Raw genomic sequence first — 21,549 nt, 5'->3', positions numbered from 1 at the left:
CTAGACCAGCGCGGCCAGCAGGACGAAGAGTTCGAAGGTGCCCAACAGCGGATACAGCCCCATGTTGGCAACGACAGGAGCGCCGAGCGCATAGGCCAGCCCACCGACCGGATCACCGTCAACTATCTGCTGAATCCCGTCGAGGAACAGGTTGACGTCATACGACGGCAGGGTGGTGATCATCGCGTTGGCGATGTCGGCGGTCGGAAGCAGCGCCGCGTAACTGTTCGCTATTCCACCCGATATCCCGCTCACAATGGTGCTGTTGGCCGTCTGCAGCGAGTGGATGAAGCCGTCGATCGACGCCGGTCCCGGGGTCGGCGCCGCGGCGAGCAGACCGGAGATGCCCGCGCCCGGGTTCAGTGGCGGAATGCCCGCGATCATTGCGCCGATGTCGGTGGCAAATGCACTTACGCCTTCGTGGGCTCCCGCGACCAGGGCATTGCCGATGACCACCGGGCTGACCGGCGGAATCAAGCCGAACGGGGTGATCACGTTGGCCGGTCCCGGAGACCAGCCTTGAGTGGTGCTGCCGTAGCCGAGGTTGACCAGGACCGACAGGTCGGGTTCCAGCAGGTGCGCGAGGGGAGTGCCGATCACGGGGATGGCCCGCAACGGAGCGAGCAGCGGCAGCGGTTGGGTGATCATGTAGTAGTTCGTGGCTCCGGTGCCGCCGGGCAGACTCGCCGACCCAGGCAACAAGAACAGGGATTCCCCCGCCGGGAGCGCATTGGGATCGACAATCGGATACGTGCCATGCACGAACACCATCCCGAACAATGCGTTCAGATCCGACAAGAAGTTGATCGGATACTGGGGAAAGTCAGCGAAGCCGTCGTACTCGAGGGTGTAGATCGCGGTGCTGTAAGGGGTGTTCGGAGGTGTCGCCCCGTAGAAATTGAAGCCCAGGCTGGGCAACGTCAGGCCTGCGAAGCGGGCCATCAATCCGCCGTTGGGGGCCATCGGATCGCCGAGCAGGGTGAACCCGAGCTGATTTATCGCGGGCACCGGATACGGATAGTGCCCGGACATGATGTTCTGCATCACCAACGAGGAGATGATGGCGCTTTGCGAACCGCCCAGTACCGAAACACTGGGTGCCCCCGCGGCAAGCTGCTGGTTGATTGCGCTCTGCAGAATCGCGACGCCCTGATCAACCGAGATGTTGAGCGGCAACGACTTGAAACCCGTTATCGGATAAAAGCCTTCGGGCGTGAACAAGCCGGTCGCATTGGCTGCGGCCACATTGAAGTTCTGGTTGACGTAGTTCAGGGCGCCGCTGATGTACTCGGGCGTGGGTATCGGCAACCCGCTGCCGCCCATAAACAGACCAATGCTCGAGCCGTTCAATGGGGGCAGCGCCGGGCCCAGCGCACTCGACGCGGCGACTTCGGTACCGGCGTAGGCGTCGCCGGCTGCGGTCAGAGTCGCAGCGAACTGGGCCTGTAGCTCCGCAACCCGCTGCCCGAGCTGCTGATATTCCCGGCCGTAAGCATTGAAGAAGAGGGTGAGCGCCGCTGAGACTTCATCGGCCGCCGCAGCCAGCATTCCGGTGGTCGAGCCCGCGGCAGCGGCACTCGCTGCGCGGATGCTGGAATTGATCTCCGCCACGTTCGCGGCTTCGCCGGCCACGAATTCTGGCTGAGCGAACACGTTCACCCGACGAATTTATCGGTCACCGCGGCGCTAACCTGCCGCGGGGGCGGTCAAAGTTCGATCGGCACATGCTTTTCCGCGCACGCGTCGCGCACTGCACTGATCACATCCTCGCTGCGCAGTTCTTGGAGATCATCGACGGTCACCGAGCCCTTCGCGTTTCGATGCTGGGCAGCCACCCTTGAGTCGCGCAGTCGTTCGGCGCGTTCGACGACGTTTCGCGCGAAGCGCCCGTTGTGCATGACATCGATACCGTGCCTGCCGTCCGGCGCGTAGTAAGACTGCAACGTTGCACAAGCGGCGTTCAGTGCCGCCGCCGCTGTCGCATCGATGACGGTGGCTCGCGGATTCCCATAGCGCACAGCGATTTCCACCAACTCGGCAGCCGTGTAGGACGCGAACCGCAACTTCCGGTTGAACCGCCCCGCGAGTCCGGCATTCACGGTGAGGAACTCGTCGATTTCCTCCTCATATCCCGCACCGATGAAGCAGAAGTCGAACCGGTGCACCTCCAGCGCCACTAGCAGTTGATTGACTGCCTCCATGCCGATCATGTCCGGCCGCCCGTCCTGGTGCCGTTCCACCAGCGAGTAGAACTCATCCATGAACAAGATCCGGCCGAGCGAACGATCGATCAGTTCATTGGTTTTCGGCCCTGAGGCCCCGATGTGCTCGCCACAGAAATCCGCCCGCTTGACTTCGATGATCTCGGGGTGGCGGACGATCCCGAGCCCCGCGTAGATCTTTCCCAATGCTTCGGCGGTGGTCGTCTTACCCGTGCCCGGCGGTCCCACCAGGAGCATGTGATTTGTCTGGTTAGCGACCGGCAGTCCGGCCGCGAGTCGCAGCGCCCTGACCTCGATCTGGTCTTCCAACTCGGCAACGGCGCGCTTCACCTCGGCCAGCCCGACTTGGTTGTCCAGCAGCACGCGTCCCTCCCGCAGGAGTTGGTTACGCCGCTCCTCGTGTTCGGCCTCGGTGCGCTGCTGTGCGGACCGCTGGGTGCTCACGTCCCACTTGTCCGTCCTGCTTCGGACGGCATCCTCGTCGGCAATCACCAACTGCAGGGTGGGGTCGGCCAGGGCCTTCTTGGCTGACTCGATGAGTACGCCGTTGATCGCCGCCTTGGACAACCACACCTGGGCATGATGCTCGTCGCCCAGCTGACGGTGCGCCATACCGCGCGCGTACGCTAAATCGGCTGCTATCAAGGGGAATTGGTGCGCATCGATCGCTGACACTGCCGCATCATTGCGTTCTCGACGTGACTCGTTGGGACCAGCGTGCCCGTTACGCACCTCGACGCGATCGGCCCAATCCAGCGCGACGCGGGCTTGGCCGAGATGAGCCGCAGCGTGCGCAGCCAGCGCGCAGGTTCCCGCGGTCACCGCCGACATGATGATCGCCTGCGGAGGCAGAATGGCCGCTGCAGCGGCGATAACATCCGGCCAGCGTTGTGCGGCGAACATCAGATAGGCCTCGATGTACTGCTGCCACTGGTGATTCTCCCAGCTGTCCAGCAGGGAGGGATCCGCGAGCAGCGCTTCGGCCTGCTCGTACTGATGGTCGTCGACGAGGGCGCTGGCCAGTGCCAACCCGGCATGCGATGACTCGGTCACCGAAATCGACAGGTAGGGGCCGGCTTTGATGGGCGCTGAGAGCCGCGCGCCGAGCCGATTCGTCTCGCGGTGCAGGCGACTCCCGTACTTGTAAAGCTGCTGCACCGCCGATAAGGTCTCGTCGCCCGAGGCGATCCGGCCCAGCCACGCGTCGGCCATCGACGGATCGATATCGGTAGCCTCCGTGAACCTTCCTCTGGCAATGGCGGTGTCGGTGTCCAGTAGTGCCATCGCCTGGTCGAACCGCTTGCGTGCCGCAGCGGTCATCGTGCTGCTCGTCATTGCGATTGCACCGCTGCCAGATCACCGCTGCGAAGTACCGCCGGTTCCGTTGAGATATAACGGTTCTCGGCCCGGAACAGTTCTACTTCCACAGTGTGGATCTGACCGGCGGCCACCACCCTGATCGTCGCCGGTCCTGTCTGAGTGATCACGACGCTGGCGGAGCCTCGGTAGGGCATCGCCGGCGGGCTAACGGAGACAACCGTATTCGGGCGGGGTGCCGGGTTGACAGTCCCGTCAACGACGCTGACGGTCGTACCAGCGACCGGCTTAGCGCCGTCGGTGACCGCGATGTCGGCCGTACGAACTGTTTCCCACCTCTTGACGTCTCGGGTGTGAACAGTGACCCGCTCACCGGCCCCAGCCATCCGAATCACAATCCGTTTGGCCAACACGTCCTCCGCCGCGATATGCACGCGGCTGTATTCGCCCGGATCCTGCAGAGGCAGCAGCATCCGGTTGCCGCCGGCGATCTTTCCGAGAAGCACGCCCGAGGCACCTATCGGAATGACAAGGGGTCCGGCCAGAAAACCACGGCGAGTGCTGAGCACCGCCGGCATGGGGCCGCACATGTTTGCTGCCGTTGCCTGGACCTGCTCACCGGGCAATGTCTGCAGCATCAGGCTCGGTGCAGCGGTCGGCGGTTGAGCGCTCCGGACGGTCACGGTCGCGGTGGCGGTGCCGTCGCTGAATAGCGTGACATTCTGGGTGATCCCGTCGGCGCGTATCGACCATGCTTGGGCCAGATTGTCGGTGGTTATGTCGCCGGGCCGGTACGAATACGTGGTCAGCCAGCCCGCCTCGCTGCGCACCGAACTCCAGCGCCGGTTCGCCACTTCCAACGCCGGCCGTCCTAACCGACGCTCGAACTCGACGATGTCGGTCGCGGTCGCCACTTTCGCACGAACCCCTTTCCGGCGCATGGCCGCGGCGATGCGTTGGGCAGCCGCTAGGGTCGCCGTGCCGATCGAGGCGCGGCAGCGCAGCGCTTCGGCATTGTCGAGCGCTGAGATGCGCACGACCAGCCAGGTCTCCCGCACCCCGGCGTACGGCGGTGTGCCGATCAGCGTGTCGTACACCCTTGCGTAGTCACCGGTATTGCGTCGCCGGGCGCCAGTGCTGACCACGCTGAGCGAATTGATCTGCAGGCCAAGGCTTTGACGTAGCAGGTGCGATAGATCGGTGATGTCGAGGTCATTCTCGCTGTGGGCCGCGGTCGAGCCCGTGAACAGGGTCGGCGCGTGCGCCGTTCCGAGCAGTTGCACCGCTGCGACAGCGACACCGTCCACAAACCGAATACCGCCGCCGGCACGATCGTTGACGACCGTGACCGGGTGAGTCCAGTGAATCGGACGCTTGCGACGCAACCACAGCAACAGCCATGACCACGCCGTCTGACCACGCCAACGAATGACACCGGTGATCAATCCGATCACCAAACCGGTTGCTGCTCCGACGTATCCGTCGACTGCCCATCCGGTCAAGCTGGCAGCGAAGATCCCGGCGATGATTGTCAGTCGGGTCGCAGTTGTCATCGTTCACGCCTCCCCCGGATCACGAGCACCATCGCCGCCACGGCGGTCGCGACAATCGCGGCGAATACCAGTGCGACATCGCGGGCGCGGTGGTCCGGCGCTGGTGGCGGTGCGGCGGGCATGACAATCCGGCTGTGGGCACCCGGTGGAATACGCTCTCCCGCAGGCACATCGAATGTCAGCGCGGCCACCGGATCGACCACTCCGTAGCCGACCTGGTTGTCGACCCCGCGCGGTGGATTGTGTGCGGTCTGCACGATCCGGTTGATGATCTGGTGGGCGGACAGCGTGGGAAACTTCGCCCGGACCAGCGCAGCGACCCCGCTCACGTAGGCGGCTGAGAAGCTGGTGCCCCAGATCGGCATGTTCTTCTCACCTGGATGAATTGGCGGATAGGCGTTGACCGGTCCCCCTGTTTGTGGGGACAAACCCATGACGCCGACGCCCGGTGCTGCGGCTGCCACCCATGGGCCGGCCAAGCTCTTGCTGATCGCCGCGCCCGTGTTGTCGACCGCCCCGACCGACAGCACATAGTCGGAGAACCATGACGGTGACGAGACGGTTCGCACCTGATGCCAGTCACGGGGATCCGACGCATCCAGCGGATCGAAAGACGGGTTCTGGGCACAGCCGTCTTCACTGTCGTTGCCCGCCGCGGCGACGATGAGTGCGTCTTTGACGGTTGCCGCGTACCAGACGGCCGCACCGATGGCAGATTGGTCCATCGGGTCGGCGGCGGACACGCAGGACGTCACGCTGATGTTGATGACCTTTGCGCCCATGTTGGCGGCGTGCACGATCGCTTTAGCCAGCGTTGCGATCGACCCCGCCTTCCTGCGCACGTCCATGTCGCCAGCGGCGTAGTTGACCGGTTCGTAGGCCCGCGACGACTGCCGGATGGACATGATCACCGCGTGCGGCGCGACGCCCACGACACCATCGGGTGCGCCAGGTGCCGGTGCGGGCACTTCGGGGACGTCGGTTGGTCCGGCACCGGAATCCCCCGGGCCATTTGACGGCTCATCCGATGGCGGCGGAGGCGGTGCCGGCCTGATCTCGGTGATTGTGATCGGGGTTGGCGGAAGCGGCGGCGCCGGAGGTGGCGGCGGCGCCCCGGGTGGTGGCGGACCCGAGTCAACGGCGGGCGGTCCCGCGGGCGGCGGAAACGCCGGAGCACTGGGCATCGGAGCGGGCATCGGACTGCCTTGCGGTGCCGCACCGATCACTGAGGCCACGATGGTGCCGTGCGAGTCGCAGTCCATCAAGCCATCGCTGCCCATGATGTAGTCGCCGCCCGCGACCACCCGTAGTCGTGGGCTCGGATTGATGCCGGTGTCGATGATCGCGACCGGCACACCGTTGCCCGTCGAGTACTGCCAGGCCTTGCTGATGTTGAGCAGGGTGAAGCCCGGTGCGGTGAGAGAGACGTTGGGGTCGGCGACGGTGATCGTCCGCGCGCAGAGGTTGCTCTGCCGCATCGGCTGATCGGACTCCGGTTTGCCGTCCGCCGGTACCCGTCCCGGATCTATGGTCGGTGGCGGGATCGCCTGCGCGAGGGGCAGACCCGTGGACGCCGCGATAGCAAAGCTGACCAACACCAGGGCGCAGAACTTTTGAACGAAGGACGACATCCGGCTCATCGCATGCGCACCCAGGTGAAGAGCCCGCCAATCCAGGCGGCGAGCGGTAGCGCCGCGATGATTGCCACGATCTCCAGCCATTCGGCGGCCATCCGGACCAGCGGCGTGAACCTGGTGACCGGAACCAGCAGCGCCGTCAGCAACCCGGTACCGGCGAAGGCGGTCAGCAGCACTGACGCATACAGCAGGGGCTCACCGGACGAAGTTGGCTGGTGCAGAACATATTTCATGACACCAACGCAGGTGGCCGTCGCGGCGCCGCACACCAAGGCAACAGCCTGGCGCTTGTCGGCGAACGCGCGTCCCCGGCTGATGAAGATCAGCACGAACAGTCCGGCGAGGACGGCGGCAGGCGTACTGCGCGCGCTACCTGGCATCAATACGGTCCACACCGCGACAGGCAACGTCAGCGCCGCGCCCACACAGATTCCCGTCAGGACGTCGTTGGCTCGGATCGCTGCCGCCGCAATCTGCGCGCCGCGCGGCGTGGTGTCGGGGTTGGTGTCTTCCTCGATGCCCTCGCTTACCGGGGAGACGGCGTCGACAGGCAGGCCGTCGCCGCGTCGGAACAGATCCCGTCCGGTGATCGACCCGAAGTAAGGCGGCCGGATCCGCGCGACCCACAGCGCGATCGTCGGCGCCAACGTCAACACCAGCAGGAGGGCGACGAGGGTGCACATACCGATCCACTGGGCGGGAGCCGGCCACCACATCCTTACTCCCGCACCGCCGAGGCCCAGTCCGCACAGCGTGACGACTGCCGATGCCGTCTCGATATGGCGCTGCGTCGCCATGGTGATACCGCAGGTCAACGCCACTGCGCACAACGCCCCGATGAAGAGGTGCGCCGATCCCAGCCGTCCGGGCGCCGCGGCACCCAAACTGATCGCCAGCAGTGGGACCGATAGCCAGCCCAGTCCATCCAGCATGTCGAGGCGGTGCGGCCACCACCGCCACACCGCGACCGCTCCGAGACCGGCCAGTACACCGGCGCCACCGGTGACGGCGGTGGGCATCAGAGAATCGGCTGAAATACGTTGCTGTACAGCGGATCCCAGGATTGACGCAGCGACCATCGCGACGATGGCCAGCGCGGTGTGCGCGGCAGTCTGCACCGTCACCGGTGCGAACAGCTGCTTACCCGCCCGAGCCAATCCGGTGGACAACGACTCATACTGCGGTTCGAATGACTCGCCTTCAGCCGCGGGTACCAGCGACAGCGTGGCGCCGTCTTCGACTCCGAGTTCGTCCAATGTCTTGCCGACATCAAGGCGGACACCGTTGGCCTTCTGCAGTTCGTACCGGACGCCGGACTCCAGACCGTCGAGACCTCGACGCTTGAGCTCCTCGTTGATGAGCTCGACCACGTTGTCGATGAAGACCTCGATGGGTACCGACGCCGGATACACCTGCGAGAGCAGGTGCTCACCACAAACGACTGCAACCGCACATCTGGCCGGAAAGGAAACTTTTGCCATTAACGCGGCCTGTCGGCATCCGGAATGTATTTGTCGGCCAGGGCCGCGGTGATCTCGAATAGCCGAAGTCGCGTTTTCTTCTTCAGTTCGTGCCGCGTATCGATTATCCCGCCTTTTGCCAGGTACGGGTCGTAGGGCATGAATTCGACCGTCGCGCCTGATTGGCCGAAGCGTTCGGTGAGGTATGCCCGCGCATCGGGGTCGTAATGGTTACGGCTGTCGTTGAGGACGACAGTGCTGCGGGAAACCAATTCGTGGTACCCCATCGAACGCAATAGGTCGATCGAGCGCGTCACCGGCAACGATGTATCCGCAGTCAGGCCAGAGACGAAGACAAGCGCGTCACAGGAATCGAGCACTGCCTTCATCACCGGGTGCTCGAGGTCGTCGGAGGTGTCGACCACGATGACCGTGTGGGTGCGGCGCAGTCGCGACAACACTCCGGTGAACATTGACGGCACCAGTGGTCGCGGTTGGTCCGAAGCTCGGTTGCCGGCCAGTACATCGAGGCCGATGCTGTTCTGTCCCAGGTGTTCCCGAATGTCGGCGTAACCCTGGACGTCGGTGTCATTCAGAACGGCCGAGTAGTCCCCTGGTGGAGATTCGTCGATTCGGCCTGCCAGGGTGCCGAATCCGGGTGCCGCATCGACGGCAACGACGTTGTCGGGTCGGCACTCCCGAAACACAGCGCCGATGCATGCGGTCATCGTGGTCTTACCGACGCCGCCCTTACCCGAGACCATCCCGACCACGTACTGCTTCCGGATGTGCCGCCGGATCCGCTCCTGCAATTCTCGGTAATGTCTCTCGGCTGGTGATTCGCCGAAATTGATTGCCTGAAAAGACACGCCGTACAGAAACCTTCGCCAGCCGGAGCCGGGCGGGATCTTGCGCGGGGTGACCATGTCGGAGATACGCAAGGTACCCGACACCGATTCTTGGTGCTGATAAAGCGAAGCCGTATTCCACGAATTCGTCATGACGCCATTGCTAACACTTGACCGACCTCTCGACTACACAACTTTTCGGTACGAATACCATTCCTGCTCAGCGGGCAGGCGCCGCATCAATTTGTTGACCGCAACAGCGATGTTGCTGCCGGTGCCGGGGGCGACGATCGTCCACCGCTTCCCCGAGTGCTGGATGTCATCGGCCAGCAACCGACCTTCCGGCGTATCGATGATCGTCACCGCGCTTGTTTCGATATGAGCTCGTTGGGGTCTGCCGGTGGCGACTCCGGACTGAATCGCGACGATCGACGCCTGAGCTGATCGGTTGGGGTCGGCGGCCAGCGCGAGCATCCGGATTTGGTCAGCGTCGAACCGCTGATCCGCCAGGAATGCATTCAACGTTTCCCGGTTGGTTGCCGCGGCGCGCATGGCAGCGGTGTCGATGGTGACGGGCCGCAGCGATGCCGGCGGGTTGTGTCCGCAAATCCGCTCGATCTGGGAGTTGAGCACACCATTAGTCGGCCCTTCGGCGTCGGCAGTGCCGGCGCCACTGATCCGGACCAGGTCCGCGGAACGCTCCAAGGCAACCCACCACTGGGCGAATCTGGCGAGCAGGACCCGTGCTGGTTCCTCGTCGCCCGGCGCTCGGACCTGGACGAACAGCGCGATGTCGCGACGCGACAGCACGGTCAACCACTCCAGCACGGTCCGGTCGACGGCTCCGAACTCGTCGACGGCGCCGACACTCCGCAACTCGGACGTGACGGGGTGTTCCAGGGCGAGCCGCTTCGGCTCCACGCTTGGCAGATGGGGTCGCAGACCGAGCTCAGGGGCAACAGTCTCAATGCCCGTGAGTACTTGCAGGGCCCATAGCCCGTCGACAGTCGTGGTTAACAAGATTCCCTCAAAATGCAGGCCAGGGCGCACGCGTCGCATGCGCCCTGCCAGTGGTCGGAGTAGTTAGGTGAACAGAGCGCCCATCTGGGCGTCGGTCGCCTGCGCCATCTCGTCCACGTTGTGGACGGTGTGGGCGTGCCGGCTGACGGTTTGAATCAGGTCCTCCAAGCCGCGCAACATCTGCTGCTGAGCATCGAAGAACGCTGTGGCGCCGTGGCCTTGAAAGAAGTCGGCGAGCGACTGGGTGATGTGCAGCACGTCGGAGTGAACCTCCATCAGCTGCGCGGCTTGCGCCCCGACCTCTCCGGCGAAGCCGATGACCGCGCCGTGGTTGTAGACAATGTGATCTGCCATGACTGTTGGTTCCTTAGCTTGAATTCGACGGGTTTGCGGATTTGGGATTCGGTGGCGACTCGTTAAACCGCTTGCGTTCCCCCGCCGAACACGCCGTTGAGGTTGTGCGCCGCGTCGGCCTCGTGGTTCTCCATCAGAACGGCGGACTGACCGAGGCCGTGCGCGAGACGCTGACCGCCCGTCATGATCTGCTGCAAATCGTGGTGGATTTGGCCCGCGGTGTTGAGCGACGTCGAACCGGCATCGCCCGCCCAGCCCGTGCCGCCGATGATGTTCTCGTGACCGCTCAGGTACTGGTTGGCGATCACAACCGCCTCCTGCAATCGCGTCTCAATCCGTTGCTGGGAACTGCGCAGCAGTTCCGGAGTTACAACAGTTGCGTTTGCCATATTTACGTCTCCCTCAATTAATCGCGGTCTCCGAGGCGGGTTCTGCGTAAAGCTAAACCAAGCGCCACACGCTGTCACTTCAGCTGCGACGGATTGTGCACAGGGTCTCGAACAGGCGTTTTAGCAGGTGATGCCGCATATCTCGCATCTACCGGCGGTCCAAGTAGACCGCGATCGACACGCCATTCGCTTCGCATAATGACTCAAACAACGGCTCTCAGAAGTTAGCTGTGGCTATTGGCACCTCGGTCACAACACGTAAGCGCCATCGGCCGTCCCGTCTCCGTCGGTGTCGGTAAGCCGGATGTTCCACCTACCGTCGCCGTCGGTGTCGACGTAGCCGGTGACACCTTCCGGACCGCTACACACCACCCGATCGGCGACACCGTCGCCGTCAGCGTCGAACAATTGGTCGTCGGCATGACCGCCACCGTCGAAGTCGACCAATGGGCCACCAGTGTGCTCAATGCCGTCCAGGCCGAACCACCGCAACTGGCCACCTCGGTCGACGGAGACCGACCACGTTCCCGACCCATCGTCGACAAAGAGACTTTCGGGCGTGCCGTCGTCGTCCACATCCAGCAACGCGTGGTCAGCTAGCCCGTCGCCATCGAGGTCTGCCAGTGCGTCGTCGCGCATTCCGTCGCCATCGAGATCGAGGCCGATCGCGTCGAGTCGGCCGTCGCCGTTCAGGTCGAGATCGGGCGGGCGGGTCCATATCGCAGCGGTGTTGTCGTCACCGCTCAGGCAGTACTCCATGTCTGATTCGACGGTGTTGCCGCACTGAGGGTTCCACTAGCCCGGCTTTAGGACGAATTGCCTTGCCAGACCGCGAGTTCGTGCTCAGGCAACGGTGTTGATGGGGACCAAATTTCATGGCTGCCCACTTTCGTTGCCTGTTGCCAGGTTAGTGGTGCTCGGCCGAGTCGACGCTAAGCGTCGTCCCCACGCGACTTCCACCACGCCAGCAACTCGTCGGTCGCGTCCTCGTTGGACAGTGGACCTCGATCCAGCCGCAGTTCCTTGAGGAAGCGCCACGCCTCCCCAACCTGTGGCCCGGCCGGGATGTCGAGCAGACGCATGATCTCGTTGCCGTCCAGATCCGGACGCACCCGCGCAAGGTCCTCCTGCGCGGCCAGTTCAGCGATCCGCTCCTCGAGCGTGTCGTAACTGGCCCGCAGCCGGGCAGCCCGGCGCTTGTTGCGGGTAGTGCAGTCCGCCCGCACCAACTTGTGCAGCTGCGACAGCAGCGGCCCCGCATCGGTGACGTAGCGGCGCACCGCAGAGTCGGTCCACTTGCCGTCGCCGTAACCGTGGAATCGCAGGTGCAGATACACCAGGTGGGAAACGTCGTCGATCATCTGCTTGGAGTACTTCAGCGCCCGCATCCGCTTGCGGACCATTTTGGCGCCGACCACCTCGTGGTGGTGGAAACTCACCCCGCCGTTGTCTTCATGCTTGCGGGTGGCCGGCTTGCCGATGTCGTGTAGCAGTGCGGCCCAACGCAATACGAGGTCGGGGCCCTCATCTTCTAGCTCCACGGCCTGCCGTAGCACCGTCAGCGAGTGCTGGTAGACGTCCTTGTGCTGGTGGTGTTCGTCGATGGCCATCTGCATGCCGCCGATCTCGGGCAGCACCACCGCACCCATCCCGGTCTGCACCAGCAGGTCGATGCCGGCCACCGGGTCCTTGCCCAGCAGCATCTTGTCCAGTTCGGCGGATATCCGTTCGGCGCTGATGCGGCCCAGCTGCGGTGCCATCTCTTCGATCGCGGTCCGCACCCGTGGCGCGACCGTGAAGCCGAGCTGGGCGACGAAGCGGGCGGCGCGCAGCATGCGCAGCGGGTCGTCGCCGAAGGAGACCTCGGGGGATGCCGGGGTGTCGAGCACCCTGGCGCGCAGCGCCACCAGACCATTCAGCGGATCCAGGAATTCTCCGAGACCGTCCGCGGTGATGCGCACCGCCATCGCGTTGACGGTGAAGTCCCGGCGCACCAGATCGTCGTCGAGCCGGTCACCGAAGCGCACTTCCGGGTTGCGTGACACCTGGTCGTAGGTGTCGGCGCGAAACGTGGTGATCTCCAGCCGGTGCTCACCCCTGCCGACGCCGATGGTGCCGAACTCGATGCCGGTTTCCCAGAGTGCGTCGGCGAACGGCCGCACGATCTTCTGCACCTGTTCGGGACGAGCAGAAGTGGTGAAGTCCAGGTCCGCGTCCGGGCGCAGCCGGCCCAGGACCGCGTCCCGCACGGAGCCACCGACCAGATACAGCTCGTGGCCGGCACTGGCGAACGCCGAACCCACCTCGCGGAGCAGCGGAGCGTAATGGTGCAACGCGACCGCGGCAGCGGTCAGCAGTTCAGCATCCTGGACGGGTTGGGCCACGTTCGATCAGACTAGTCGCGCGACATCACCACCGATCCCGTTCGGTGCCCATGTGAGAAGTCCGACAGTCCGTTTAGCCCGGCTGCTTGACCAGAGCGGTGCCGCAGCAGCAGCTCGGTGGCGTGTCGCAGGTGCACGACGACCCCGCTCCCTTGGTCACTGTCAACTCGCAGCCACAGCCGCAATCGGAGTCCGCACACACGTAGACGTCGCCCTGTTGCAAAGACATGTTCTTCCACCTATCTAGTCAGTCTCAATTTGGTTCGAGCCAAAGCTAGAACCTGCCCCCTGGGGCCAGGTCGACAATGGAAAGCAGGAGGTAGAGCGCATGACGCAACCAGGTCTGACCATTGGCGATGTCGCCCGAGCCGGGGGCGTGACCCGCAAGGCCGTCCGCGTATATGAGGCCAAGGGCTTACTGCCCGAGGCTGCCCGAACCGTTACCGGCTACCGGCTGTACAACACGCGCGACATCGAACTGCTGACCTTCATCCGCCGGGCCCGATCGCTGGGGCTGCACCTGGACGACATCCGCACCATCATCGCCATCCGCAAAGACGGCAAGCCGCCGTGCGGCGCCGTGCGCGACCTGCTGGACGCACGCATCACCGAGATCGATAGCACCGTGGCCGAACTGCTCGCCCTGCGCGAATCTCTCGTGCGCACCCGTCGGCACGCCGACGACTGTCCCGAGGAAAAGCCGGGCACCGTCTGCGGAATTCTTGAAGATGTGGGCCATCTCACAACCCAAAACCCACCCCTCCGAGCGGCAAACGTGAGCTGAAAACCGGGACCTGCCGCGGTGCCAAACAGCTGTCAACCGGCGAGTGAATCAAGAAGACCCACGTTGGGCAGCTAATATCGCTTGAATGTCGGAGGGCGAACAGGCCAAACCGCGTCGACGCCGAGGCCGGCGCCGCGGTCGTAGTGGCGCGCGCCCAGCCGAAAATACTACGGAGATCACACCGGTTCCCGACAGCCACCCGACGCCCGCAACCGCTGCCCAACGCCGGGTAAGGCCCCGTCGCAACGGCACCGACCAGATGCGCACGGTGCACGAGACTTCCGCTGGAGGCCTGGTCATCGATGGTATTGACGGCCCGCGGGACTCTCAGGTCGCTGCCCTGATCGGCCGCATCGACCGGCGTGGCAGGATGCTCTGGTCGCTGCCTAAAGGCCACATCGAGATGGGCGAGACCGCCGAGCAGACCGCCATTCGTGAGGTTGCCGAGGAGACCGGAATCCGGGGCGGCGTGCTGGCCGCATTGGGACGCATCGACTACTGGTTCGTCACCGACGGCCGACGAGTGCACAAGACCGTGCATCACTACTTGATGCGGTTCTTGGGCGGAGAGCTGTCCGACGAAGATCTGGAGGTCGCCGAGGTGGCGTGGGTGCCGATCCAGGAACTGCCGTCGCGGCTCGCCTACGCCGACGAGCGCCGCCTAGCCGAGCGCGCCGACGAACTGATCGACAAGCTGCAGAACGACGGCGAAGAAGCTCTCCCGCCGCTGCCTCCGAGCTCGCCGCGGAAACGACCGCAGACCCACTCCCGCACCCGTCACGCCAACGACTCCGAACCGGGCCGGAAGAACGGTCACGGGCGGGGGCCGTGACTTCGCCACGAACTCGGTGGGCGAAGGTGGTGCGCCTCGCCGCGGTGATCGGCATCGTGGCCGGCATTGGGATGTTAGTGACCGCGCCGGGTACCGCGCCGCGCGCGCACGCCGGGGAACCCACTGCGACGCCCTTCGTCCAAGTGCGTATCGACCAGGTGACCCCGGACCTGATCACCACCACCAGCGACCCCGTCGTCACCGTCAGCGGGATGGTCACCAACATCGGCGACCGCCCGGTCCGCGACGTCATGGTCCGCCTCGAGCATGCCGTCGCCATTTCGTCGTCGGCCGGTCTGCGCACCAGTCTCGACGGCAGCACGGACCAGTACGAGCCCGCCGCCGAATTTCTCACCGTGTCCCCCGAACTGCAGCGCGGACAACAGGCCGGGTTCACCCTGTCGGCTCCGCTGCGCTCGCTGAAGGCGCCGTCGCTGTCGATCGAGCGGCCCGGGATCTTTCCGCTGCTGGTCAACGTCAACGGCACACCCGACTACGGCGCACCGGCCCGGCTCGACAACGCGCGGTTCCTGTTGCCCGTGATGGGCGTGCCGCCGGACAAGCCCGCCGACTTCGAGTCCGCCGTCCCACCCGACACCACCAAGCCGGTCTGGATGACCATGCTGTGGCCGCTGGCCGACAAGCCGCGGCTGGCCCCCGGCGTGCCGGGCGGCACCATTCCGGTCCGCCTGGTGGACGACGACCTGGCCAACTCGTTGGCCAATGGCGGCCGGCTGGATACCCTGCTCGGCTCGGCCGAACTGGTCACCAGCCGTGACGTCGACCCCGACGGCGCTGTCAGCCGCGCGCTGTGTCTGGCGGTAGACCCCGACCTGCTTGTCACCGTCAACGCAATGACCGCCGGCTACGTGGTGTCCAACTCCCCCGACGGCGGCGCACAACTACCGGGCACCCCCACCCACCCCGGGACCGGCCAGGCGGCCGCCACGCTGTGGCTGAACCGGTTGCGCGCTTTGGCCCACCGCACCTGCGTCGCGGCGCTGCCATACGCGCAAGCCGACCTGGACGCCTTGCAGCGCGTCAACGACGCGGGGCTCAACTCTGCCGCCACCGTCGGCACCGCGGACATCGTCGACCGCATCCTGGACGTGAGCTCCGTCCGAGGCACGGCCCTGCTGCCGGACGGCCCGTTGACCAACCGCGCGGTCACCCTCCTCAACGCCAACGACAGCACCGTGGTGGTCGCCGCCGCCGACTTCACCCCGCGCGACGGCCAGGCTTTCGGCAGCCCCGACGTCACACCGCGCCGGCTCTCGGCTCAAGTGGTGGCGGCACCCTTCGATCCGGCCGTCGGCGCTGCGCTGGCTGCCGCCGGCACCAACCCGACAGTTCCCACCTACCTGGACGCCTCGCTGTCGATCCGGGTCAACCACGACTCCGCCACCGCCCGCCGCCAGGACGCCCTCGGCGCCATGATGTGGCGCAGCCTGGCGCCGGATGCAGCACCGCGCACCCAGATCTTGGTGCCGTCAGCGTCGTGGACTCTGCGCGGCGACGACGCGCAGTCGATCCTGACCGCGCTGGCCGCCACTATCCGCGCCGGTCTGGCCGTCCCGCGCCCGCTTGCAGCGGTAGTCGCCGACGCCGCCGCGCACACCGAGCCGATGCAACCGGCCGGCGCCTTCGCTTCGGATCGCGGGCGGTTCGGCGACGACATCACCGGCCAGATCTCCGGCCAGGTGAACCGGCTGTGGAAGCTGACCGCGGCGTTGATGACCGACGACCGCACCGGCCTGACCGGCGTGCAGTACACCGCGCCGCTGCGCGAGGACATGCTGCGCGCGCTGAGCCAGGCTTCGCCGCCGGACACCCGCAACGGGCTCGCCCAGCAGCGGCTGTCAGTCGTCGGCGCCACGATCGAGGACTTCTTCCGTTCGGTGTTCATCGTCAACCCCGGCGGCTCTTACACGCTGGCTACCGAGCACAGTCCGCTTCCGCTCGCGCTGCACAACGACCTGGCCTTGCCCATCCGGGTACGGCTGCAGGTCAATGCCCCGCCCGGGATGACCGTCACCGACGTCGGCCAAATCGAACTCCCGCCGGGCTATCTGCCGTTGCGGGTCCCGATCGAGGTCAACTTCACCCAGCGGGTCGCGATCGATGTCGGCTTGCGCACTCCGGACGGCACGTCGCTCGGGGAACCGGTGCGACTGTCGGTGCATTCCAACGCCTACGGCAAGGTGCTGTTCGCCATCACACTCACCGCAGCGCTGGTGCTGGTGACGCTGGCCGGACGACGCCTGTGGCACCGGTTCCGCGGCCAACCCGACCGTGCCGACCTGGATCGTCCCGACCCGCCCGCCGCCGGACGGGAGCGGCCCGTCGAGCAGCAGCGCCAAATCGATCATCGGGTCCACGAAGAGCATCGCGTATGAACCCCGCACCCCGGCGGGTGCAACCACCGCCGCGGCGGCCGTCCCAGGGACCGCCCCCGTCCTCGCCTTCTCTGCAGCCGCTGTCCCAGCAGCCCCTTTCGCAACCAAGAGAACCCGTCCCGCCGCGGGGTCTGCCCCAGCGGCACCTGCCGGCGCAGCAGCGCCCACGCAAGGAGGAGCTGTCGGACGCCGCCCTGGTGCAGCGGTCCTGGGGCATGGCCTTCGCGACCCTGATCAGTCGGCTCACCGGATTCGCCCGAATCGTGTTGCTGGCCGCGATCCTGGGCGCGGCACTGTCCAGCTCGTTCTCGGTGGCCAACCAGCTGCCCAACATGATCGCCGCGCTAGTCCTGGAGGCTACGTTCACTGCGATCTTCGTGCCCGTGCTGGCTCGCGCCGAGCAACACGACCCCGACGGCGGTGCGGCCTTCGTGCGTCGGCTGGTCACGCTGGCCACCACCCTGCTGATCATCGCGACCGTGCTTTCGGTGGCGGCCGCGCCGCTGCTGGTCCGGCTGCTGCTGGGCCGCAACCCCGCGGTCAACGAAGCGCTGACCACCGCCTTCGCCTATCTGCTGTTGCCCCAAGTGCTGGTGTACGGCTTGTCGTCGGTGTTCATGGCGATCCTGAATACCCGCAATGTGTTCGGACCGCCCGCCTGGGCACCGGTCGTCAACAACGTCGTGGCGATCGCGACCCTGGGGATCTACCTCGCGGTCCCCGGCGAACTCTCGGTCGATCCCGTCAAGATGGGCAACGCCAAACTGCTGGTGCTCGGCATCGGCACCACCCTGGGGGTGATCGCGCAGACCGCGGTCCTGCTGGTCGCGATCCAACGCCAGCACATCAGCCTGCGCCCGCTGTGGGGACTTGACGATCGGCTCAAGCGGTTCGGCACGATGGCCGCCGCGATGGTGCTCTACGTGGTCATCAGCCAGCTCGGATACATCGTCGGTAACCAGGTCGCCAGCAGCGCAGCCGCCTCTGGCCCGGCGATCTACAACTACACCTGGCTGGTCCTGATGCTGCCGTTCGGCATGATCGGCGTGACGGTGCTGACCGTCGTCATGCCGCGGCTGAGCCGCAACGCGGCGGCCGACGATATTCCGGCGGTGCTTGCCGACCTGTCGCTGGCCACCCGGCTCACCATGATCACCCTGATCCCGACGGTGGCTTTCATGACCGTCGGCGGCTCGGCAATGGGCAGCGCGCTGTTCGCCTACGGCCATTTCGGCCAGGTCGATGCCGGATTTCTGGGCGCGGCGATTGCGCTGTCGGCGTTCACCTTGATCCCGTATGCGCTGGTGCTGCTGCAGCTGCGGGTGTTCTACGCCCGCGAACAACCGTGGACACCGATCGTGATCATCATCGTGATCACCACGGTCAAAATCGCGGGCTCGCTGCTGGTGCCCCACCTGACCAGCAACAAAGATCTGATCGCCGGCTACCTGGGGATGGCCAACGGCGTGGGCTTCGTGGCCGGCGCGCTGGTCGGCCATTTTCTTTTGCGTCGCAGCCTGCGACCCAAGGGTGGTCCGCTGATCGGCCTCAGCGAGATTCGCACCATCCTGGTGACCATCGCGGCGTCGCTGCTGGCCGGCCTGATCGCCCATGTTGCCGACCGACTGCTCGGGCTGAACGGGCTCACCGACCACGGCGGCATGGGTTCGCTATTGCGCCTGCTGATCCTGGGAATCATCATGGTGCCGATCCTGGCCGGGGTGCTGCTCGGCGCGCAGGTCCCCGAGGCGAGGGCGGTTCTCGGGGTCATCCAGCGCCGGATCGGACGTGGCCGCGCACAGCAGAACCCAGGCAACGTGACTGTGTCGTCCGGACGGCCCCCGGTCACGTACCCTGAGCAAAGAAATTCGTCCCTGCCAGGGGCAAATGCGTCCCTACCGGGGACAAACCCGTCCCTGCCCGGGTCCGGAGCGCCTCAGGAGCCGATCCGGCGCAGACCTCCGGGAGCCAGGGCCGCAAAAGCGAAAGGACCGGGGGTGACCGACCGCACATCCGATAGCGCCTCATCGCGGCCGCTTGCCGACGACTTCCAGCCCGACATTGCGCCTCGAAGCAACCGTGGTCCGCGGCAAGCGCCCCGTGACCAACTCAACGCCGATCTCGACACTCGCGGGCCGTTGGCGTTCGACGCACCGCGGGAACGCAGTCCCGAACCTTCGGCGCCGCAAGACGATGTCAGTCTTGTCCCCGGCGCCCGCATTGCCAATGGCCGCTACCGCCTGCTGCTCTCGCATGGCGGCACGCCACCCTTGCAGTTCTGGCAAGCCCTGGACACCGCGCTGGACCGGCAGGTTGCGCTCACGTTCGTCGACCCCGAGGGCGTCCTTCCGGACGAAGTGCTGCAGGAGATCCTGGCCCGCACCTTGCGGCTCAGCCGGATAGACAAGCCCGGCGTCGCCCGCATACTCGATGTGGTCCACACCGGATCCGGCGGCCTAGTGGTCGCGGAGTGGATCCGCGGCGGCTCGCTGCAGGAGGTCGCCGACACCTCACCGTCGCCAGTGGGTGCCATCCGAGCCATGCAGTCGCTGGCCGCGGCCGCCGACGCCGCTCACCGGGCCGGCGTGGCACTGTCCCTCGATCACCCCAGCCGGGTGCGCGTCAGCATCGACGGCGACGTCGTTCTGGCCTATCCGGCGACCATGCCCGACGCCAGCCCGGAAAATGACATCCGCGGTATCGGCGCCGCCCTGTATGCACTCTTGGTTAACCGATGGCCACTGCCGGAATCCGGCCAGCGCAGCGGGTTGGCGCCCGCCGACCGCGATTCGAATGCCGTCCCGCTGGAACCGACCGTCATCGACCGCGACATTCCATTCCAAATCTCCGCAGTCGCCGCCCGATCGATTCAAGAAGACGGCGGAATACGCAGCGCCTCAACACTTTTGAACTTGTTGCAACAGGCCACCGCGGTGGCTGACCGCACCGAGGTGATCAGTCCCGTCGAGGAGCCGCTCACGCCGTCGGCGCCACGTCGGCCCGCCGATCGCGGCACCGGTGAGGGGTACTCCCGCCGTCGCCGCAATATCTTGATCGGGGTGGGCGCCGGAGCCACGGTCCTGATAATCGCGCTGCTCGTCCTGGCCTCGGTGGTGAGTGAGATCTTCGGCGACGTCGGCAACGGCTTCGACCGCGATCGGCTCGGTCTCAACAACCCGACTTCGTCGGCAGCATCGGAATCTCCTTCGTCCGCACCGGCGGGCAGCACCGTCAAACCCATCAAGGCCACCGTCTTCTCCCCCGGCGGCGACGCCGATAATCCGGGCGAGGCCGGCCAGGCGATCGACGGCAATCCCACCACGGTCTGGCATACCGACACCTACTCCGACGCGGCGCCGTTCCCCGGCTTCAAGAGCGGTGTCGGATTGATCTTGCAGCTGCCGAAGCCGACCAACGTCGGTGCCGTCACCCTCAACGTCTCCAGCACCGGAACCAAGATCGAGATCCGCTCGTCGGCCACGCCGAATCCGACCAGGCTCGAAGACACCACCGTCCTGACTCCGGCCACCGCGGTCAAGCCCGGTCCTAACACCATTCAGGTCAAATCGTCTTCGCCGACGTCGAACCTGCTGGTGTGGATTCCTATCCTGGGCACCACCGATGGCAAGAGCGAATCCGAGATCTCCGAAATCACCATTCAAGCCGCCTCCTGAGCGCCACGCACACCCGGCGCTTCGGGTGAAGTGCCGGTGCAACATCGATCGGTTACGTTCCGGCGGTGGGTTTTTGGGGAGCCAAACGGGGTGGGCACAGCGACGCTGAACTTCTGGCTGCGCACGTCGCCGGCGACCGGCACGCGTTCGCAGAATTGTTCCGTCGCCATCATCGGCAGTTGTACCGGCTGGCGCGATTGACCAGCCTTTCCCGTGAGGACGCCGACGACGCGTTCCAGGACGCGATGTTGGCGGCACATCGCGGCGCCGGCGCGTTCCGCAACGACGCGGCGGTCAGCACCTGGCTGCACCGCATCCTGCTCAACGCCTGCCTGGACCGGATGCGCCGCGCCAAGACCCACCCGACCGTTCCACTCGACGACGTATATCCGGCCGCCGATCGCACTGTCGCGGTCGAGACCGCGGTGGTGGTGCAGAAGGCTCTGATGCGACTGCCCGCGCAGCAACGCGCGGTGGTGGTGGCCATCGACATGCAGGGCTACTCGATAGCGGAGACCGCCGCGCTGCTGGGGATCCCCGAAGGCACGGTGAAGAGTCGCTGCGCTCGGGCCCGGGTCAGGCTCGCTTTTCTGCTGGGTTATCTAGACGCCGACGCCGACGTGCTCAGGGCGACATAGCTCACTGCGATCCGGGCGTAGAGCGGGTGGACACAACCGCG

General features: G+C 65.7%; 16 protein-coding genes. 5 read left to right on the top strand and 11 right to left on the bottom strand.

Going from position 1 to position 21,549, the window contains the following annotated elements; translation table 11 throughout:
- From ACZY1I_RS24460 to ACZY1I_RS24410, 11 genes are all read right to left on the bottom strand, one after another.
- Positions 1-1,659 carry a PE family protein gene (locus tag ACZY1I_RS24460; protein WP_463758410.1) on the bottom strand — a complete coding sequence of 553 codons (1,659 nt, stop codon included), beginning with the start codon at positions 1,657-1,659 and terminating at the stop codon, positions 1-3.
- 47 nt (positions 1,660-1,706) lie between these two features.
- The gene (gene eccA / locus ACZY1I_RS24455; RefSeq protein ID WP_463758408.1) at positions 1,707-3,557 is read right to left on the bottom strand and encodes a type VII secretion AAA-ATPase EccA; all 1,851 of its coding nucleotides are present in this window, start codon (positions 3,555-3,557) and stop codon (positions 1,707-1,709) included.
- The gene (gene eccE, locus ACZY1I_RS24450; RefSeq protein WP_463758405.1) at positions 3,554-5,092 is read right to left on the bottom strand and encodes a type VII secretion protein EccE; all 1,539 of its coding nucleotides are present in this window, start codon (positions 5,090-5,092) and stop codon (positions 3,554-3,556) included. The genes eccA and eccE overlap by 4 nt, the downstream gene beginning before the upstream one ends.
- A complete protein-coding gene (gene mycP, locus ACZY1I_RS24445) occupies positions 5,089-6,723 on the bottom strand; it encodes a type VII secretion-associated serine protease mycosin (protein WP_463758402.1) in 1,635 nt (544 codons plus the stop codon). The genes eccE and mycP overlap by 4 nt, the downstream gene beginning before the upstream one ends.
- A 5-nt stretch (positions 6,724-6,728) precedes the next feature.
- Positions 6,729-8,210 (bottom strand): type VII secretion integral membrane protein EccD, encoded by a 1,482-nt coding sequence (gene eccD / locus ACZY1I_RS24440; protein WP_463758399.1) that lies wholly within the window; start codon positions 8,208-8,210, stop codon positions 6,729-6,731.
- Entirely contained in the window at positions 8,210-9,190 is a 981-nt protein-coding gene (locus ACZY1I_RS24435) for a MinD/ParA family ATP-binding protein (protein ID WP_463758396.1), read from the bottom strand. Before ACZY1I_RS24435 ends, eccD begins: the two co-directional genes overlap by 1 nt.
- A 33-nt stretch (positions 9,191-9,223) precedes the next feature.
- Positions 9,224-10,096 carry an ESX secretion-associated protein EspG gene (locus ACZY1I_RS24430; protein ID WP_463758394.1) on the bottom strand — a complete coding sequence of 291 codons (873 nt, stop codon included), beginning with the start codon at positions 10,094-10,096 and terminating at the stop codon, positions 9,224-9,226.
- A gap of 24 nt (positions 10,097-10,120) precedes the next feature.
- On the bottom strand, positions 10,121-10,411 hold the full coding sequence (locus ACZY1I_RS24425) for a WXG100 family type VII secretion target (RefSeq protein WP_463758392.1): 291 nt from the start codon (positions 10,409-10,411) through the stop codon (positions 10,121-10,123).
- Between the two features lie 62 nt (positions 10,412-10,473).
- On the bottom strand, positions 10,474-10,800 hold the full coding sequence (locus tag ACZY1I_RS24420) for a WXG100 family type VII secretion target (RefSeq protein ID WP_463758389.1): 327 nt from the start codon (positions 10,798-10,800) through the stop codon (positions 10,474-10,476).
- A 249-nt stretch (positions 10,801-11,049) separates the two neighbouring features.
- On the bottom strand, positions 11,050-11,559 hold the full coding sequence (locus tag ACZY1I_RS24415; protein ID WP_463758386.1) for a pullulanase: 510 nt from the start codon (positions 11,557-11,559) through the stop codon (positions 11,050-11,052).
- Between the two features lie 173 nt (positions 11,560-11,732).
- A complete protein-coding gene (locus ACZY1I_RS24410; protein ID WP_463758383.1) occupies positions 11,733-13,184 on the bottom strand; it encodes a CCA tRNA nucleotidyltransferase in 1,452 nt (483 codons plus the stop codon).
- 328 nt (positions 13,185-13,512) lie between these two features.
- Between ACZY1I_RS24410 and ACZY1I_RS24405 the strand changes: the two genes are divergently transcribed.
- From ACZY1I_RS24405 to sigM, 5 genes are all read left to right on the top strand, one after another.
- Entirely contained in the window at positions 13,513-13,968 is a 456-nt protein-coding gene (locus ACZY1I_RS24405) for a MerR family DNA-binding protein (RefSeq protein ID WP_463758381.1), read from the top strand.
- A gap of 85 nt (positions 13,969-14,053) precedes the next feature.
- The gene (locus ACZY1I_RS24400; protein WP_463758379.1) at positions 14,054-14,800 is read left to right on the top strand and encodes an NUDIX hydrolase; all 747 of its coding nucleotides are present in this window, start codon (positions 14,054-14,056) and stop codon (positions 14,798-14,800) included.
- Entirely contained in the window at positions 14,797-17,196 is a 2,400-nt protein-coding gene (locus tag ACZY1I_RS24395; RefSeq protein ID WP_463758377.1) for a hypothetical protein, read from the top strand. The genes ACZY1I_RS24400 and ACZY1I_RS24395 overlap by 4 nt, the downstream gene beginning before the upstream one ends.
- A 215-nt stretch (positions 17,197-17,411) precedes the next feature.
- Positions 17,412-20,870, top strand: coding sequence for a lipid II flippase MurJ (locus ACZY1I_RS24390; RefSeq protein WP_463758580.1), 3,459 nt, complete (start codon positions 17,412-17,414; stop codon positions 20,868-20,870).
- A gap of 65 nt (positions 20,871-20,935) precedes the next feature.
- Positions 20,936-21,508, top strand: coding sequence for an RNA polymerase sigma factor SigM (gene sigM, locus ACZY1I_RS24385; protein ID WP_463758375.1), 573 nt, complete (start codon positions 20,936-20,938; stop codon positions 21,506-21,508).
- The last annotated feature ends 41 nt before the right edge of the window (positions 21,509-21,549 follow it).

This window comes from Mycobacterium sp. IDUB_37 (assembly GCF_055419245.1).
The sequence above is the reverse complement of the archived record's forward strand: the minus strand, read 5'-3'. Positions and strand labels throughout refer to the sequence as shown.